The organism is Enterococcus sp. 2STP, assembly GCF_032465635.1.
Taxonomy (GTDB): Bacteria; Bacillota; Bacilli; order Lactobacillales; family Enterococcaceae; genus Enterococcus_B; species Enterococcus_B lactis.
Genome location: NZ_JAWDJH010000003.1, coordinates 18,803 through 36,110, shown reverse-complemented (window position 1 = coordinate 36,110; position 17,308 = coordinate 18,803). Strand labels below are relative to the sequence as shown.

16 protein-coding genes are annotated in these 17,308 nt (G+C 39.7%); 6 read left to right on the top strand and 10 right to left on the bottom strand.

The genetic code is table 11. The features are described from left to right. Positions 1-59: 59 nt before the first annotated feature. From rpsR to dnaA, 9 genes are all read right to left on the bottom strand, one after another. Complete coding sequence (gene rpsR, locus RWU19_RS00630; RefSeq protein WP_002288370.1) at positions 60-296, bottom strand: 30S ribosomal protein S18; 237 nt, start codon at positions 294-296, stop codon at positions 60-62. Between the two features lie 25 nt (positions 297-321). Further along, positions 322-834: a single-stranded DNA-binding protein gene (gene ssb, locus RWU19_RS00625; RefSeq protein WP_002288368.1), complete on the bottom strand. Its 513-nt coding sequence runs from the start codon at positions 832-834 to the stop codon at positions 322-324. A gap of 50 nt (positions 835-884) precedes the next feature. Beyond that, the gene (gene rpsF, locus RWU19_RS00620) at positions 885-1,184 is read right to left on the bottom strand and encodes a 30S ribosomal protein S6 (protein WP_002293129.1); all 300 of its coding nucleotides are present in this window, start codon (positions 1,182-1,184) and stop codon (positions 885-887) included. Between the two features lie 493 nt (positions 1,185-1,677). Then, a complete protein-coding gene (gene gyrA, locus RWU19_RS00615) occupies positions 1,678-4,149 on the bottom strand; it encodes a DNA gyrase subunit A (protein ID WP_123838199.1) in 2,472 nt (823 codons plus the stop codon). Between the two features lie 19 nt (positions 4,150-4,168). Continuing rightward, positions 4,169-6,115, bottom strand: coding sequence for a DNA topoisomerase (ATP-hydrolyzing) subunit B (gene gyrB / locus RWU19_RS00610; RefSeq protein ID WP_002288364.1), 1,947 nt, complete (start codon positions 6,113-6,115; stop codon positions 4,169-4,171). After that, complete coding sequence (gene recF / locus RWU19_RS00605) at positions 6,112-7,236, bottom strand: DNA replication/repair protein RecF (RefSeq protein ID WP_002293126.1); 1,125 nt, start codon at positions 7,234-7,236, stop codon at positions 6,112-6,114. Before recF ends, gyrB begins: the two co-directional genes overlap by 4 nt. After that, positions 7,223-7,465 carry a S4 domain-containing protein YaaA gene (gene yaaA / locus RWU19_RS00600; protein WP_002293125.1) on the bottom strand — a complete coding sequence of 81 codons (243 nt, stop codon included), beginning with the start codon at positions 7,463-7,465 and terminating at the stop codon, positions 7,223-7,225. Before yaaA ends, recF begins: the two co-directional genes overlap by 14 nt. A 227-nt stretch (positions 7,466-7,692) precedes the next feature. Further along, positions 7,693-8,823 carry a DNA polymerase III subunit beta gene (dnaN, locus tag RWU19_RS00595; RefSeq protein WP_002293124.1) on the bottom strand — a complete coding sequence of 377 codons (1,131 nt, stop codon included), beginning with the start codon at positions 8,821-8,823 and terminating at the stop codon, positions 7,693-7,695. A gap of 197 nt (positions 8,824-9,020) precedes the next feature. Further along, the gene (dnaA, locus tag RWU19_RS00590) at positions 9,021-10,355 is read right to left on the bottom strand and encodes a chromosomal replication initiator protein DnaA (RefSeq protein ID WP_002293122.1); all 1,335 of its coding nucleotides are present in this window, start codon (positions 10,353-10,355) and stop codon (positions 9,021-9,023) included. A 522-nt stretch (positions 10,356-10,877) separates the two neighbouring features. Between dnaA and rpmH the strand changes: the two genes are divergently transcribed. The 4 genes from rpmH (at position 10,878) to jag (ending at position 13,077) form a co-directional block, all read left to right on the top strand. Next, complete coding sequence (gene rpmH, locus RWU19_RS00585; protein WP_002293121.1) at positions 10,878-11,012, top strand: 50S ribosomal protein L34; 135 nt, start codon at positions 10,878-10,880, stop codon at positions 11,010-11,012. A gap of 117 nt (positions 11,013-11,129) precedes the next feature. After that, complete coding sequence (rnpA, locus tag RWU19_RS00580; protein ID WP_002293120.1) at positions 11,130-11,486, top strand: ribonuclease P protein component; 357 nt, start codon at positions 11,130-11,132, stop codon at positions 11,484-11,486. Further along, entirely contained in the window at positions 11,483-12,301 is an 819-nt protein-coding gene (locus RWU19_RS00575) for a YidC/Oxa1 family membrane protein insertase (protein ID WP_002309900.1), read from the top strand. Before rnpA ends, RWU19_RS00575 begins: the two co-directional genes overlap by 4 nt. A gap of 17 nt (positions 12,302-12,318) precedes the next feature. After that, positions 12,319-13,077 carry an RNA-binding cell elongation regulator Jag/EloR gene (gene jag / locus RWU19_RS00570; protein ID WP_002293118.1) on the top strand — a complete coding sequence of 253 codons (759 nt, stop codon included), beginning with the start codon at positions 12,319-12,321 and terminating at the stop codon, positions 13,075-13,077. A gap of 169 nt (positions 13,078-13,246) precedes the next feature. On the opposite strand, the gene RWU19_RS00565 is transcribed toward jag, so the two are convergent. After that, positions 13,247-13,630, bottom strand: a complete 384-nt coding sequence (locus tag RWU19_RS00565; RefSeq protein ID WP_073357676.1) for a hypothetical protein — start codon at positions 13,628-13,630, stop codon at positions 13,247-13,249. 299 nt (positions 13,631-13,929) lie between these two features. Between RWU19_RS00565 and mnmE the strand changes: the two genes are divergently transcribed. Next, a complete protein-coding gene (gene mnmE, locus RWU19_RS00560; RefSeq protein WP_002315472.1) occupies positions 13,930-15,327 on the top strand; it encodes a tRNA uridine-5-carboxymethylaminomethyl(34) synthesis GTPase MnmE in 1,398 nt (465 codons plus the stop codon). A gap of 16 nt (positions 15,328-15,343) precedes the next feature. Then, positions 15,344-17,239, top strand: coding sequence for a tRNA uridine-5-carboxymethylaminomethyl(34) synthesis enzyme MnmG (gene mnmG / locus RWU19_RS00555; protein WP_316002797.1), 1,896 nt, complete (start codon positions 15,344-15,346; stop codon positions 17,237-17,239). The last annotated feature ends 69 nt before the right edge of the window (positions 17,240-17,308 follow it).

The following is a 17,308-nucleotide window of genomic DNA, read 5'->3' as shown; positions in this document are numbered from 1 at the left end:
AGAAAAAAAAGAATTGAATAGCTGATCAAAAGGATCAGTCATTCAATTCCTCGGATTTATTAGTCTTCGCTAACGAAAGGTAGCAAGCCCATGATACGTGCGCGTTTGATTGCAACAGTAATTTTACGTTGGTTTTTAGCGCCTGTACCAGTTACACGACGTGGCAAGATTTTACCGCGTTCTGAAATAAATCTTTTTAGTAATTCGATATCTTTATAATCGATATATTCAATATGGTTAGCAGCAATGTAGTCTACTTTACGACGTTTACGTCCGCCTCTTCTTTGTTGTGCCATTCTATTTCCCTCCTATCAAATTCGTTTAGAATGGTAAATCATCATCTGAAATGTCGATCGTTGAACTTGAGCCGAATGGGTCAGAAGTATCACGGTCGAAATCAGGCATACCGTTGGATGATTGAGATGTTTGATTAGAGTTATTGTTTCCGCCAAATCCGCCAGCTGATTGACCAGAACTTTGGAATCCGCCGCTTTGTTGGCGATTTTCAGATGCAGAACGACTTTCCAGCAATTGGAAGTTGTCAGCTACTACTTCTGTCACGTATACACGTTGTCCTTGCTGATTATCATAAGAACGAGTTTGGATACGTCCAGTAACACCTAAAAGTGTTCCTTTACGAGCATAGTTTGCTAAAGTTTCTGCTGATTTGCGCCAAATCACACAGTTGATAAAATCAGCCTCGCGATTGCCGCTTTGGTTTGTAAAATTACGATTCACAGCCAAAGTAAATGTTGCGACTGCCGTACCACTTGCTGTGTAACGCAAATCTGGATCTTTCGTCAGACGTCCAACTAATACAACATTATTAATCAAAATAGTCATCTCCTCTCATCGTTTTTCTATTGTTTCACATGAAACAACAATTAAGCTTCTTCTTTAACAATCATGTGACGAATGATATCGTCGTTGATTTTAGCAAGACGGTCAAATTCACTGACAGCATTTGCTGATGATGGAGAAGATACTTTAACGATGTGATAGATACCTTCACGGTAACCGTTCATTTCATAAGCGAAACGGCGTTTTTCCCAATCTTTTGATTCGATAACTTCTGCTCCGTTATCTTTCAAGATTGCATCGAAACGTTCGATTAAAGCAGTTTTTGCTTCTTCATCAATGTTTGGACGAATAATGTACATGATTTCATATTTCGTGTTTTCCATTGATATTCACCTCCCTGTGGACTTTCGGCTCTTAGGTTCCTAAGAGCAAGGAGAGTTATCTAATTAATTAGACTACTCACAAGCTTTGATTATACACTCTATTTTGGTCAAAAGCAATACAGAATAAACAGTTTCAAATATTTTAAGAGAAATTCAATTAATCAAAAAAGCGAGCAAGGGAACTGTGACAAAAGTCTTGTCGCAGTTCCCTTTTTTCGAATAAACGGTGTTCTCCTGCCAACTCCTCGGTCACAAGTCACAATATTCAACAAACATGAGAAGCCATTTTTTGAAATTGCTCCTTGTGACTCAGAGTGAAACGGCAGGCTCACAACCTCTTCCTTAAACGGTGTTCTAGAAGTAACTTCTTCGAAAAATAAGCCGAAATTTCACAAAAATTTGAAAAGCAATTTTCGTAAATTCCTTCTTATTTCTTGAAGCTGCCCACTTCTGTCACAACCTCCTTGCTAACTTAAACACTTCATCTTTATGATTATTCTTCTGTTGCTTGCTCTTCAACTGTTTGTTCTACCGCTTCTGGCTCGACTGCTGCCATTGTGACGACTTTCGTGTCAGCTTCCATCTTCATCAAACGTACACCCAATGTTGAACGTCCAGTTTGAGAAACAGTCGATACGTTGAAACGGATAATCACACCTTTATCTGTAATCAGCATGATGTCTTCATCTCCAGAAACAGTGGTCAATCCGGCTAGTGGACCATTTTTTTCAGTGATATTCGCCGTTTTGATTCCTTTACCTCCGCGGCCTTTCACTGGATATTCCGATACTTTGGTCCGTTTTCCGTAACCTTTTTCTGTAATCACCAGTACTTCTTGGTCTTCCTTCATCAAGGCTGCCCCAACGACGTAATCTTCCTCACGCAGACGTATCCCTCTGACGCCGGAAGCTGTACGTCCCATATCGCGGACTGCTTCTTCTTTGAAGGTCACAGAGTAGCCGTTATGTGTGCCAATGATGATATCTGACTGTCCATCTGTCAATAGAACATTGACTAATTCGTCATCTTCTTTCAAACCAATTGCAATCAGACCATTGCTTCGGATGTTAGCGAAAGCAGTGACAGACGTACGTTTAACTGTACCTTGACGCGTTGTAAAGAAGAGATAGTGGCCTTCTTCTGCTTCTCCCGTCACCGCAATAATTGCTTGGATGCTTTCACTCGAGTCGATACCCAGCAAATTGATGATTGGGATTCCTTTGGCTGTACGTCCGTATTCTGGAATTTCGTATCCTTTTGCCCGATACACTTTTCCGTTATTCGTAAAGAATAACAATGTATCATGGGTAGAACAAGAAACTAGATTCTTGACGAAGTCGTCATTGTGGATACCCATTCCTTGGACACCACGCCCGCCTCTTCGTTGAGCTCTGAATTCATTATTTGCCAAACGTTTGATATAACCATTGTTTGTCAATGTAATAACGATTTCTTCTTCTTCAATCAAATCTTCATCTTCTAGACTTAAGACCTCACCGACTAGTAATTCTGTGCGTCGTTTATCACCAAATCGTTGATTCAAGTCTGCTAATTCATTCTTAATGATTTCTGTGACACGTTCGGGTCTTTCCAGAATGTCAGTCAAATCTTCAATCAGTTTCAATAGTTCTTGATATTCATTTTCGATTTTTTCCCGTTCCAAACCGGTCAATCGACGCAAACGCATATCTAAGATAGCTTGTGATTGGCGATCGGATAAATCGAACCGTTCGATCATTGTTGCTTTTGCTTCGTCATCTGATTTAGACCCGCGGATAATCGCAATGATTTCATCGATATGATCCAAAGCAATACGCAAACCTTCTAAGATGTGTGCTCTTGCTTCTGCTTTTTCTTTTTCAAAGACCGTCCGTCGTGTGATGACTTCGCGTTGATGTTCGATATAGTTTTCAAGGATTTGTTTCAAACTTAAAACTTTCGGCACGCCTTTTTCGATTGCCAACATATTGAATCCAAATGAATTCTGCAAGGATGTCAATTTGTATAAGTTATTCAAAATAACTGATGCGCTGGCGTCACGACGAACGTCAATGACAATTCGCATGCCTTCACGGGAAGATTCATCCCGCAAATCCGTGATTCCTTCGATACGCTTGTCTCTGTGCAACTCAGAAATCCGTTCAATCAATTTTGCTTTATTGACCATATAAGGTAATTCCGTCACGAGGATCCGTTCTTTGCCATTTGGCATCTCAGTGATCTCAACTTTTGCACGTACGGTAATAGAACCTTTACCTGTTTCATACGCTCTTCGGATTCCTGATTTTCCCATGACCAAACCACCTGTTGGAAAATCTGGTCCAGGTAATACTTCCATCAATTCATTGGTCGTCACATCAGGATTATCCATCAGCAAATCGATAGCCGCTACTACCTCAGACAAATTATGAGGTGGGATATTCGTTGCCATACCCACGGCGATCCCCGTCGTTCCGTTCACCAAAAGATTAGGGAAGCGAGCAGGTAATACAACGGGTTCTTTTTCTGTGTCATCATAGTTGCTTTGGAAATCAACAGTATTCTTATTGATATCACGCAGCATTTCTGTAGCGATTTTGCTCATCCGTGCTTCGGTATAACGCATAGCAGCGGCACCGTCACCGTCAACAGAACCAAAGTTTCCATGACCATCCACTAGCATATAACGGTAGCTAAATGGCTGCGCCATCCGTACCATTGACTCATAGATTGCACTATCCCCATGAGGATGGTATTTACCCATGACATCTCCGACGATTCTGGCAGATTTTTTATGGGCTTTATCCGGTGTCACACCTAATTCGTTCATGCCGTATAAAATACGGCGATGAACGGGTTTCAGACCATCTCTGACATCAGGCAGTGCACGTGCGACAATAACACTCATCGCATAATCGATGAAGGAGTCTTTCATTTCGCTGGTTAGATTGACATCATGGATGTTTTCTCTGATTTCTTCACTCATTCTTTTTCCTCCTTCATGATTAAATATCTAAGTTCTTCACGTAATGTGCATTTTCCTCGATGAATGCACGACGAGGTTCTACTCGATCCCCCATCAACATTTCAAATATCTGGTCTGCCGCGATAGCATCATCCACGCTGACGCGGGCCATCATTCGATTACTTGGGTCCATAGTTGTTTCCCATAGTTGATGATCATCCATTTCTCCAAGTCCTTTATACCGCTGAACACTTGGTTTTGGTGAGGCAGGAAGTGAAGCAACGACTTGTTTCAACTCTTCTTCTGCATTCTTTCCTGGTTGTACATACGTGATATTCTTCCCTTGTTTTACCCCGTATAAAGGTGGCTGAGCAATATAGACATAACCAGCTTCAACAATTGGACGCATGTAACGGTAAAAAAGAGTCAGCAACAATGTACGGATATGTGCACCATCGACATCGGCATCAGTCATGATCACTAATTTATGATAACGAGCTTTCGATACATCGAAATCTTCTCCAAACCCTGTACCCATAGCAGTAAATAAAGACCGAATCTCTTCATTTGCCAAGATCTTGTCCATGCTTGCTTTTTCAACATTCAAGATTTTCCCACGAATAGGCAAGATGGCTTGAAATTCTCGATTACGACCTTGCTTAGCTGATCCGCCGGCCGAATCTCCTTCGACGATGAACAATTCGCATTTTTCAGGATCGTTGCTAGAGCAGTCTGCTAATTTTCCTGGCAGATTACTGATCTCTAAAGCACCTTTACGTCTCGTTACTTCACGCGCACGTTTCGCTGCTAGACGAGCTCTGGAAGCTAATAATCCTTTTTCAACGATTTGACGGCCCACACTTGGATTTTCTAGCAAGAATTTCATGAAATGCTCGCTAAATAACCGATCAGTGACTGTCCGTACTTCGGAATTGCCCAATTTTGTTTTTGTTTGTCCTTCGAATTGAGGGTCAGGATGCTTAATAGAAATAACAGCTGTCAATCCTTCTCGCACGTCTTCACCAGTCAAGTTGTCATCATTTTCTTTCATCAGCTTTTGTTTTCGGGCATAATCATTGATCACCCGAGTTAATGCAGTCTTGAATCCTGATTCATGTGTTCCGCCTTCATACGTATGGATATTGTTGGCAAAACTCATGATATTGGAATGGTAGCCGTCTGTATATTGCATAGAGACTTCAACTGCGATATCTTGCTGCTCACCTTCCAAATATACAGGTTCTGGGAAAATCACGGTTTTGTTTGCATTCAAGTATTCGACATAACTTTTGATCCCGCCATCGTAATGGTATTCATTGATGACTGGTTCTTCTTCTCGTTTGTCCTCAATCGAAATACGCATCCCGCGGTTCAAGAAAGCTAGTTCACGGATTCGGGTAGCCAATTTTGAAAAATCAAACTCAGTTGTCTCTGTAAAAATTTCAGGATCTGGCGTAAAGTGAACCGTTGTTCCATGGCGATCCGTTTGTTCAATGATCTTTAAGTCGTCCACTACAGCTCCACGACGATACTCTTGATAGTACACATTTCCTTCTTTGTATACTTTGACATCAAGTTGCGTAGAAAGTGCGTTTACGACGGAAGATCCCACTCCATGAAGACCACCGGAAACTTTGTACCCGCCACCGCCGAATTTTCCTCCAGCATGTAAAACAGTAAAGACCGTTTCAACTGCAGGACGTCCGGTTTTTGCTTGGATATCCACTGGTATCCCCCGTCCATCGTCAATAACAGTGATACTGTTGTCTTTTTCTATAATCACATGGATTTTTGTTGCAAAACCTGCTAATACTTCATCGATCGAATTATCGACGATTTCCCAAACAAGGTGATGCAGACCTTCAGAACTAGTCGAACCGATATACATACCAGGTCGTTTACGAACGGCTTCAAGTCCTTCAAGTACTTGAATCTGACTGGCATCATATTCTTTAGCGCGTTCTACTAAACTTCTTTCTTCTGTCATTCAGTTTCTTCTCCTTTTAGTTTCCCTTGTCGAACATAAAAAATCTCAGGTTCAACAGTCATTTTATTTTTTACATGGTCAAGTGTCGTCGTTGTTAAGAACGTTTGAACTTTTCCTTCGATTGTTTCCAGCAGATGGAGCTGACGATTATCATCCAGCTCGCTCATCACATCATCTAATAATAGAATTGGATATTCCCCTGTCTCTTCTTTGATCAAATCGATTTCTGCTAATTTGACACTTAGAGCAGTCGTTCTTTGCTGTCCTTGCGATCCATAAGTCTGCACGTTTTTCTGATTAATAAAAAAGGAAAGATCGTCACGATGAGGACCAACTGTCGTCGTTCCCCGAAAAAGGTCTTTCTTTTTGTTTTGATTCAAAAGTGCGAGAAATTGTTCTTGGATTTGTTCTTGCGTATGTGTTTCTAAAGAATCGACTGCGGTGAGATACTCGATTTCCAGCTGCTCTTTGTGATGTGTGATTTGCTGATGTAAAGAATTAGCCCAAAACTCCAATCGCTTGATAAACTGTGCTCTTGCTTTCAATACTTTGCTGCCAAACGCTGCTAGTTGTTCGGACAAAATATCCAAATAAAGCAAATCAGTTTGTTTTTTTTCATTCAGTTGCTTCAAGTACTGGTTTCTTTGCTTCAAAATCGCTTGGTATTGGACAAGATCATAAAGATAGATTGGATTGATCTGACCTAATTCCATATCTAAAAATTTCCGCCTGATCTGCGGGCTGCCTTTTACTAACGAAAGATCCTCTGGTGCAAATAAAATGACATTCATTTGTCCCACGTAAGTACTTAACTTTTTTTGTTCGATATGGTTGATCTTGGTTTTTCGGCCTTTTTTAGATAATAAGATTTCTAATGGGAGAGTGGATGAACCTTTTGTGATCTCTCCTTGGATCATTGCCTGATCGTCATTCCAACCAATCAATTCCTGCTCACTACTTGTCCGATGGCTTCGCGTCATAGCCAATACATAGATACTTTCCAAAAGATTCGTTTTTCCCTGCGCATTTTCACCTAAAAAAATGACCAGATTCTTGGAAAATTCGATGTTCAGCTCTTCGTAATTTCGATAATTTTTTAAATACAGCTTATTCAGCCTCATTATCGTCGTTTCCTTTTTTTACCATAAAAAAAGTTCCTACTTCTGGAACTTCAACCATCATACCGGGATAAAGCTTGCGTCCACGACGATTTTCCGGCTCGCCATCGACTAACACAGTGTTTTCTGCCAAATACCATTTTGCTTGTCCGCCACTACCGATAACGGTGGCTTCTTTCAGCATTTGACCCAACGTCATGAATTCCGTATTTAGAATGACTTGTTGTTTCAATGTCCATCCCTCATTTTCATTATTAAAAGTATACTCTATTATACCTTTTTTTCCGCAATAAAACAAATTTATCCATATATTTTTCCATATAAGACGATTTAATCTAAAAAAGGTGATTTAAACAAAAATAAACAGAAAGCCTTAAAAGAGATTTTAGGGCCTTCTGTTTAAATTTTATTTTTTCTAATTCTTTTCAATTAAATTTTCAATATCTTTGAAAATCTTTGTTAATTTGTACGTACAGGAGTGATCAATTGGATAAATTGAACGCCATCTTCCGTTGGTTCCAACGTGAATGGTCGAATAGCGGAAATAAATTTTACCTTGATACTCATATCTCCAAATGCACGCAACGCTGCTTTCATATAATCCGGGTTGAAAGAAATCTCCAATGGATCGCCACTGCTTGCTGTATAGCTCAAGCTTTCTTCTACTTTCCCGATTTCTGGAGAATTTCCGTATAAAACAACCGCATCTGGACGGATGGATAAACGAACGATATTGTTGCGGCCTTCATGAGAAAGTAAAGAAGCACGTTCGATTGCCGCTAGAAAACTAGGAACAGAAAATTCGACCTCTGTATTAAAGCTTGATGGGATCAAACGATTGGTATCAGGATAGTTTCCTTCTAACAAGCGGGAATAGAAATACATTGTTTCCGTTTTGAACAATACTTGGTTTTCCATAATGCTGATTTCGACGATTTCTTCTTCATTTGTCAGTGAGCGAGACAATTCGATCAAACTTTTCCCAGGAATAACAATATCAAAATGATCAGCCGTTTGTTCTACTGGGATCACGCGTTGACTTAGACGGTGAGAGTCAGTAGCTACAGCCAATAAAGAATGATCAGATAAAATAAAATGCACACCCGTCAAGATCGGACGACTCTCATGCTGCGAAACAGCAAAAACTGTTTCGTTGATTAGTTTAGTCAATACGTGTACTGGTAATTTCATCTGGTTATGGCTTTCGACAACAGGAAGATGAGGATAATTATCTGCATCTAATCCATTCACGATAAAATTCGCTTTTCCAGAAGTGATCGCTACTTGTTTATTTTCTAATACTTCTAAAGTAAATGTTTCTTCAGGAAGTCTTCGAATGATTTCGCTAAAGAAACGAGCTTGTAAAACAATTGATCCGGTAGATTCGATTTGCATATTTGCTTTTTCGTTTTCAACAGACAAAAAAGTTTCAATTGATATATCAGCGTTGCTCCCCGTCAAAGTCAAACCTTCTTGTGTCAGTGTGATTTTTACACCTGTCAAAATAGGGATAGTGGTTTTGCTTGAAATAGCTCGTTGAACAGTTTGCAATTCCTGCATAAAGCTAGCTCGGTTTAAAGTAACTTTCATGATGTATCTCCTTTGAATGTTTGTTTATTTATTATTAGTTAAAAAGAATAATAAAAGTAATAGGGCATGTTGATTCTGTGGAAAACTCAAAAAACGCAAGAGAGAAACGAAAAAACAGCTGTGGAAAAAGTGTGTATAACTTTTGCTTGTTTTTTTCTTTTATCCACATGCTATTTTCAGTTGGTAGAATCGACAAATTAATTTAGTAAAAAGTTTTTGATTTCTGATACTTCATTTTGCATGCTGACACTAGAATCCATCAGCTGCTGGATCTTCTCATGGGCATGGATAACCGTTGTATGATCCTTGCCGCCGAATTCAGCTCCAATTTTCGGTAATGAATTATCTGTGAGCTCACGTGCCAAGTACATAGCGATTTGTCTAGGAACAACAATAGATTTGACGCGTTTCTTCCCTTTGAGATCTTTCAATTGGATGTGATAATACTTTGCCACTTCTTCTTGGATCTGCAAAATCGACAATTGAGGATGTCCTTTTCCTGATTTCAACGTTTTCAGCGCATCTGCAGCTAGACTAGTCGAAATATCTTCACTATTCATTGCAGCAAAAGCCTGTACTCGAACAAGTGCCCCTTCTAATTCACGAATATTAGAATCAATTTGTCCTGCGATATAGCTCAGCGTGTCATCTGGGATCTCTAGACGTTCAGCTGCTGCTTTTTTACGCAAAATCGCTGTTCTTGTTTCAAGATCCGGTGGCGTAATATCAACAGACAGCCCCCATGCAAAGCGAGAAACAAGGCGTTCTTGTAATTTCGGAATCTCGTTTGGCAACCGATCACTAGTTAGAACGATTTGTTTACCTTCATTGTACAAGGCATTGAAAGTATGGAAAAACTCCTCTTGCGTAGCTTCTTTTTCTGCGAAAAATTGAATATCATCTACTAATAGTAAATCAACGTTTCGATATTCTTGACGGAATTCTTCTGCTGTTTTGTTTTGGATCGAATTGATGAAATCATTAGCAAAAGTTTCACTGCTTACATATTTTACTTTGGCATTAGGCTGACTTTGCAGCATTTGATGACCGATGGCATGCATCAAGTGAGTCTTACCAAGTCCTACGCCTCCATAAAAGAAGAGCGGGTTATAAATAGAACCTGGATCTTCTGCTACAACGAGCGCTGCTGCATGAGCCATCTGGTTTCCTTTACCAATGACAAACGTATCAAAGGTATATTTAGGATTCAGCATGGCTTTTTTTAGCGGGCTAGGTGCCGCAACTTTTGGATTTTTTTCTTCTACAACTTCTTCTTGCTCTGCTTCTTCGCCAGTAATAAAGCGAGGGATAATCTCATTTCCTGATAGCATATAACCGACTTCAACGATTTTTGTTGCCAGGTTTTTTTCCCAATATTCTTTATGAATCTTGCTAGGAACCTCAACAACGAGCTGGTTTTGATCAAGAGTTCGAGGGTTCGCTGTTTCAATCCATGTATTATAGCTAGCAGGCGATAAATCCTTTTGGTATGTTGCTTTTAATTCATTCCATAAAGCATCGAGGGATACCATATAAGGCCTCCTCCTTCATTAAAAAGTGAATAACTAGTACTAATTTAGCATTTTTTTTAATAGTTTTCCACAGAAACCGAAGAAAAAAATTTTTTAATTACAATTATCCACACAATCGACAAATAAAAAAAAGAGAAAAACACAGCTGTCAAAAAAAGTTTTCCACACCACTAATGCACAGGTGGACAACTTGCAAAAATCACTAGATTTCCTCCTGTACCTGTGGATAACAAACGTATATTTATCAATAGTTTAGGGACGAAATGCACAGAAAAATGCCTGGTTGTGGATTACTTTTTTTACACGTGTGTTTTCTGTGTAAAAGTGCCTCGTTATTATTTGTGGATAATTCCTGTGCATAACTTTTTCCACATGGGATTCCCATAGAAAAAAATAATCTTGTGGATAAGTTTTGACAATCGATCTTCTATTTTATATTGACAAAATCACTACTTTGTCGTTATACTATCAAAGTATGTCTGTGTTTATAAAATAGATAAGAACATTTTGGAGGTGGAATATATGAAAAGAACATACCAACCAAATAAACGTAAACGTCAAAAAGTTCACGGATTCCGTAAACGTATGAGTACTAAAAATGGACGTCGTGTGTTAGCTAGCCGTCGTCGTAAAGGAAGAAAAGTTCTTTCAGCTTAGGCCACTGGGGTTTCAGTGGTTTTTTTTATACTCTTTTTTAGGGAAATGATGAAAGGACAATCGTAATTATGGTATGATTATGAGCGTAAGTGAGAGATAGAAAAGGAAAGAAAACTAATGAGAAAAGCGTATCGAGTAAAAAAAGAACGAGAGTTTCAAGCCGTGTTTCATACGGGAGATTCTTTTGCTAACCGCAAATTCGTCGTTTACCGTTTGAAAAAACCGGGACAGCCTCATTTTCGAGTTGGTTTATCTGTAGGAAAAAAGGTCGGCAACGCGGTAAGCCGCAATGAAGTCAAACGAAAAATCCGAGCAGCAGTTTATTCTATAAAAGAAGAGATTGATCCGGAGTTGGATTTTATTGTGATTGCTAGACCAAGTGTGAAGGGGCTGACTTATGATGAGGTTCGCTCCAATTTAGTCCACGTCTTAAAACTTGCAAAAATAATCGATAGAGAGGAAAAGAGTAAGTGAAGAAATACAAACGTTTACTTTTGATGGCCGGTATCGTTAGTTTGGTCATCGTCTTATCCGGTTGCGGAACTGGGGAAGTCAGCGCACAAAGTACAGGAATTTGGGATCGTTATATTGTTTATTACTTTGCTGAGGCGATCAAGGCGTTGTCATTTGGTAATGCAGGGATAGGGATCATTTTATTTACCTTGATCATCCGTGTGATCTTGTTGCCGCTGATGCATTTCCAAACAAAGAGCATGCGCAAGACACAAGAATTACAACCGAAATTAAAAGCACTGCAGCAACAATATAGTTCAAGAGACCCAGAAACACAAAGTAAATTAAGAGAAGAGCAACAGCGTTTATATGCGGAAAATGGAGTCAATCCATATGCTGGTTGTCTTCCTTTATTGGTACAAATGCCAATCTTGATGGCGTTATGGCAATCTATTTCCCGTGTACCTGAGTTGAAACAAGGCCATTTCTTATGGTTGAACTTAGGGAACGCGGATCCAACATTTATCTTGCCGATTCTAGCAGCAATCTTTACTTTTGCAAGTACGTATTTATCTAGCATGAGTCAGATTGAATCGAATGCATCAATGAAGATCATGAATTTCGTGATGCCTGTAATGATTTTAGTGATGGGTGTCAATTTAGCCAGCGGTCTTTCATTATACTGGGTGGTTTCCAATGCCTTCCAAGTTGTACAAACGCTGCTGATCAACAATCCTTTCAAAATTCGAAAAGAACGGGAAGAAGAAGCACGTAAAATCCGCGAAAGAGAACGTGCATTGAAGAAAGCAATGAATCCTAAGAAAAAACGGAAATAATAGGGGAGGGAATGCTAATGCCGATTTATGAAGCTGCAACAATAGATGAAGCTGTTCAACTAGGTCTAGCTGATTTGGGCTTGGCCAAAGACCAAGTTGAAATCGAAATACTGGAAGAAGGAAAAAAAGGTTTCCTAGGAATGGGCCGAAAAAATGCACGGCTTTCGATCCAGCCAAGTATCAGTGAAAAAATTTCTGAAACAGTAGAACAGACGGTAGAAGAGATTTTAGAAGAAGAACCAACAGCTGAGATCGAGGTAGTCAACGAAACGATTCTTGAAGAAAAAACAGAAGAAGTAAGTGAGCTAGGTGATGAAGCAGCTTTAACGGAATTGGCAGTCTATCTTACTGAAATTTCAAAACAGCTTGATGCTCCAGCTCTTGTCAAAATGGAAAGAGAATCCAATAATATGGTCGTTTTCCATTTAGAAACACAAAAGCAAGGGTTACTGATTGGGAAACATGGAAAAACGCTGAATGCATTGCAATATCTGGCACAAGTCTTCATCCATCGTTTAGCAAGAAATAAGCTATCTGTAGTGGTCAATGTAGGCAATTACCGTGAAAAGCGCCAAGAGATCATTCAGCGTTTAGCTGATCGCACGGCTGAAAAAGTAAAACGGACAGGACAGCCTGTTTTCTTAGAACCAATGCCTGCCTTTGAACGTAAACAAATCCATGCTGCATTAAGTAAAGATGAACATGTAAAAACACATTCGGAAGGTGAGGAACCTTATCGTTACTTAGTAGTTGAACCTGCTAAAAAATATTATTGATTCCATTACTTTTTGAATAAATCACGTTGACAAAGTTTTTCAAACCAAGTATATTTTACTAGAAATCATTCTTATCAGAGTATACGATGAAGTAGTCACTAACTTTGATAGAAAAAAGCGGAACGAAACTGTTTTCAGTTTTGCTCCGCTTTTTTTGTACCTGTTTCATTTAACCAATCGTCGTTTGGATAAATTGGATCACTGTTCCATAAGCAAAAAGTTCCAGAAAATACTTTCCATCCCGATTTCTTTGCTGATACTCAAAATGACAGTTGATCACCGCATTCGCACCATATTCAAGAACCTTCATCTTTAATTTCCTCTTCGTTGTCAAGAAAAGATCCTCTTTGGGAAAAGCTGGGTCAAACAAATCAGCTTCTAAGCATTCCACAACAAAAACGATATCGCGGACGATATATTTTTGATTGATATTTCCTGTAGATAAAACAACATCGTTGATCCGAGAATCACTTTCTTCTTTCAATGCATCAGAGTTGAACTGGCTCACTCCTTTTCTCCTTTCAAAAGTGTATAGTTTAGATAGCGCTACCATTTAGTGTACCGTTTTTTTTAAGAAAGATAAAGCCTTGTTTATACAGTATTTTCTCTTCGAATAAACCAAAGAACACAAAGAGACATCCAAAGTCAATTAAATGTAAGGTAATGGAATCAGGTGAGGTACAACTTCATATAACTTGTTTTAAACACTTGATTCCTTATAGCAAGTGTGATAACCTATGACCAGAATTTAATCAAGAACAAGCAGTCAAAGTGCGAAGTTCACCGTTTATTATGCATAAAGGGTGGAGTGGGCACTTTTTTTGTGCGCAAAATGAAAAAGGAAGTGAAAAAATGGCTGAAATTACTTTAGAATTTGATACGATTGCGGCAATTTCTACCCCGCCTGGAGAAGGGGCAATCAGTATCGTTCGTTTAAGTGGCGATCAAGCTGTGCAACTAGCAGATAAAGTTTATCATTCTGGGAATAAACGACTATCAGAAGTACCAAGCCATACGATTCATTATGGACATATCGTTGATCCTAAGAGCGATCAGCTAGTCGATGAAGTCATGGTCTCTGTGATGAGAGCACCAAAGACATTTACGCGGGAAGATGTAGTAGAAATCAATTGTCACGGCGGGATCGTCGTAGTCAATCAAATTTTGCAGTTATTGTTAAGAGAAGGGGCAAGATTAGCTGAGCCAGGCGAATTCACAAAACGGGCATTCTTGAATGGTCGTGTTGACCTTTCACAGGCAGAAGCTGTAATGGATTTGATTCGAGCAAAAACAGACAAAGCAATGGGGTTAGCCCTTAATCAGTTAGACGGCAATCTGTCTGCTTTGATCCGCTCATTGAGACAAGAGATTTTAGAGACATTAGCTCAAGTAGAAGTAAATATTGATTATCCGGAATATGACGACGTCGAAGAATTGACTACGAAGTTATTGCTTGAAAAAGCACAGATGATCCAACAAAGAATTCAAGCACTACTTGCTACGTCCAAGCAAGGAAAGGTTCTGCGGGAAGGGTTAAGTACGGCGATCATCGGTCGGCCAAATGTCGGCAAATCAAGCTTGTTAAACCATTTGTTAAGAGAAGAAAAAGCCATCGTTACGGACATTGCAGGAACGACTCGAGATGTAATCGAAGAGTATGTCAATGTTCGAGGCGTACCGCTCAAGCTAATCGATACAGCTGGAATTCGGGAAACAGAAGATGTGGTGGAACGTATCGGGGTCGAAAGAAGCCGTAAAGCATTAGCAGAAGCAGACTTGATCTTACTTGTTCTAAACCAAAGCGAACCACTGACAGCAGAAGATGAACAATTACTGGAAGCGACAAGTGGATTGAAACGGATCATTCTTCTAAATAAAACAGATTTGCCAGCACAGTTGGAACAAGAAAAATTGAACAAATGGATCGAAAATGAACCAGTTTTTTCAATTTCCGTAGCTAAAAACGACGGACTAGATCGTTTGGAATCAGCTATTTCTGATTTATTCTTCAGCGGAGAAACAGGAGAAAGAGACGCTACTTATGTTTCCAATACCCGCCATATCGCATTGTTAGAAAAAGCTTCCCTGTCACTTGAAGAAGTCATTGCAGGTATTGATGCAGGAATGCCTGTGGATCTCGTTCAAATCGATATGACGCGTTGCTGGGACTATCTAGGAGAAGTGGTTGGCGACAGTGTACAAGATGAATTGATCACTCAATTATTCAGTCAATTTTGTTTAGGAAAATAAAAGGAGGAACAAACGATTGAAACATTATGAAGCAGATGCGTATGACGTGATCGTTGTCGGCGCAGGACATGCCGGTTCAGAAGCTGCACTTGCTGCTGCACGTATGGGCTCAAAAACGTTATTACTGACAATAAATTTGGATATGGTAGCATTCATGCCATGTAATCCTTCTGTAGGCGGACCAGCTAAAGGCGTTGTTGTTCGAGAAATCGATGCGCTAGGTGGAGAAATGGGTAAGAATATCGATAAAACCTATATCCAAATGCGTATGTTGAACACAGGAAAAGGTCCAGCTGTCCGAGCATTGCGAGCACAAGCAGACAAACATGCTTATTCAACAGAAATGAAACATACAATCGAAAAAGAACCAAATTTGACGTTAAGACAAGGAATCGTCGAAGAACTGATCGTCGAAGATGGTGTTTGTCATGGTGTAGTGACTTCCACAGGAGCGAGCTATCGGGCAAAAGCAGTTGTTATTACAGCCGGAACAGCACTTCGCGGAGAAATCATTATCGGTGAATTGAAATATTCATCAGGTCCGAATAACTCTCAACCTTCTATTGGACTAGCGAATCATCTAAAAGAACTTGGCTTTGCTATCGAACGGTTCAAAACAGGAACACCGCCTCGAGTAAAATCAAGTACAATCGATTATTCTGTTACAGAAGAACAACCTGGTGACAAAGAGCCGAATCATTTTAGCTTTAGTACACCAGATAGTGCCTATAAACTAGATCAGGAATCTTGCTGGCTGACCTATACAGGTGAGACGACTCACCAAATCATTCGAGACAACTTACATCGTGCCCCAATGTTTACAGGGATCGTTGAAGGGGTAGGCGCTCGCTATTGTCCATCCATCGAAGATAAGATCGTGCGTTTTGCAGACAAACCACGTCACCAACTATTTTTAGAACCAGAAGGCTTGAACACAGAAGAAGTCTATGTTCAAGGGTTATCTACTTCTTTACCAGAAGATGTCCAAGTCGACATGCTTCATTCCATCGCCGGTTTGGAAAAAGTAGAAATGATGCGTACAGGATATGCTATCGAATATGACGTAGTAGAACCACACCAGCTCCGTCCGACATTAGAAACTAAAGTCGTTGAAAATCTTTATACAGCTGGACAAACAAATGGTACAAGCGGGTATGAAGAAGCGGCTGGACAAGGGCTGATTGCCGGTATCAATGCAGCTTTGAAAGTTCAAGGAAAAGAACCTTTAGTAATCAAACGAAGTGACGGTTATATCGGTGTTATGATCGACGATTTGGTGACAAAAGGAACGAACGAGCCTTACCGTTTATTGACTTCACGTGCTGAATACCGTCTGCTTTTACGTCATGATAATGCAGATTTGCGATTGACAGAAATGGGTCACCATGTGGGCTTAGTAAAAGAGGACCAATACAAGGCTTATTTGAAGAAAAAAGAAGCAGTTGAACAAGAAATCAAACGTTTGATGAATGTACGAATCAAACCAACAGAAGAAGTTCAAGCCTTTTTAGCGACGATTAATGCGGCACCTCTAAAAGATGGCGTACTAGCAAGCGACTTTTTAAGACGCCCTGAGATTACTTATGCAGATCTTCTACGGTTTATTCCAGAGAATGAAGAATTAACACGAAAAGAAATCGAACAAGTAGAAATCCAAATCAAATATGAAGGCTACATCAAAAAAGCCATGGAAAAAGTAGAAAAATTAAAACGCATGGAAGCGAAAAAGATTCCAGAAAACATCGACTACGCAGCAATCAACGGATTAGCAACAGAAGCAAAACAAAAATTGCAGAAAATCCAACCAGAAACAATTGCCCAAGCTAGCCGGATCAGCGGAGTAAATCCTGCAGATCTAAGCATCTTAATGGTCTATATCGAACAAGGGAAGATTGCGAAAGTTGAAGCGTAATGCAGTGGTACGAAAGGATTCGTGAGAATAAATAAGTCCTTATCGTATCGACTGACTCCGTTTTTGACT

Bases quoted from the DNA above. Each gene is read 5' to 3' on its own strand.
- rpsR (WP_002288370.1), bottom strand. From the start codon at position 296: ATGGCACAACAAAGAAGAGGCGGACGTAAACGTCGTAAAGTAGACTAC.
- rpsF (WP_002293129.1), bottom strand. From the start codon at position 1,184: ATGGAAAACACGAAATATGAAATCATGTACATTATTCGTCCAAACATT.
- gyrA (WP_123838199.1), bottom strand. From the start codon at position 4,149: ATGAGTGAAGAAATCAGAGAAAACATCCATGATGTCAATCTAACCAGC.
- gyrB (WP_002288364.1), bottom strand. From the start codon at position 6,115: ATGACAGAAGAAAGAAGTTTAGTAGAACGCGCTAAAGAATATGATGCC.
- recF (WP_002293126.1), bottom strand. From the start codon at position 7,236: ATGAGGCTGAATAAGCTGTATTTAAAAAATTATCGAAATTACGAAGAG.
- dnaN (WP_002293124.1), bottom strand. From the start codon at position 8,823: ATGAAAGTTACTTTAAACCGAGCTAGCTTTATGCAGGAATTGCAAACT.
- dnaA (WP_002293122.1), bottom strand. From the start codon at position 10,355: ATGGTATCCCTCGATGCTTTATGGAATGAATTAAAAGCAACATACCAA.
- rpmH (WP_002293121.1), top strand. From the start codon at position 10,878: ATGAAAAGAACATACCAACCAAATAAACGTAAACGTCAAAAAGTTCAC.
- rnpA (WP_002293120.1), top strand. From the start codon at position 11,130: ATGAGAAAAGCGTATCGAGTAAAAAAAGAACGAGAGTTTCAAGCCGTG.
- jag (WP_002293118.1), top strand. From the start codon at position 12,319: ATGCCGATTTATGAAGCTGCAACAATAGATGAAGCTGTTCAACTAGGT.
- RWU19_RS00565 (WP_073357676.1), bottom strand. From the start codon at position 13,630: ATGGTAGCGCTATCTAAACTATACACTTTTGAAAGGAGAAAAGGAGTG.
- mnmE (WP_002315472.1), top strand. From the start codon at position 13,930: ATGGCTGAAATTACTTTAGAATTTGATACGATTGCGGCAATTTCTACC.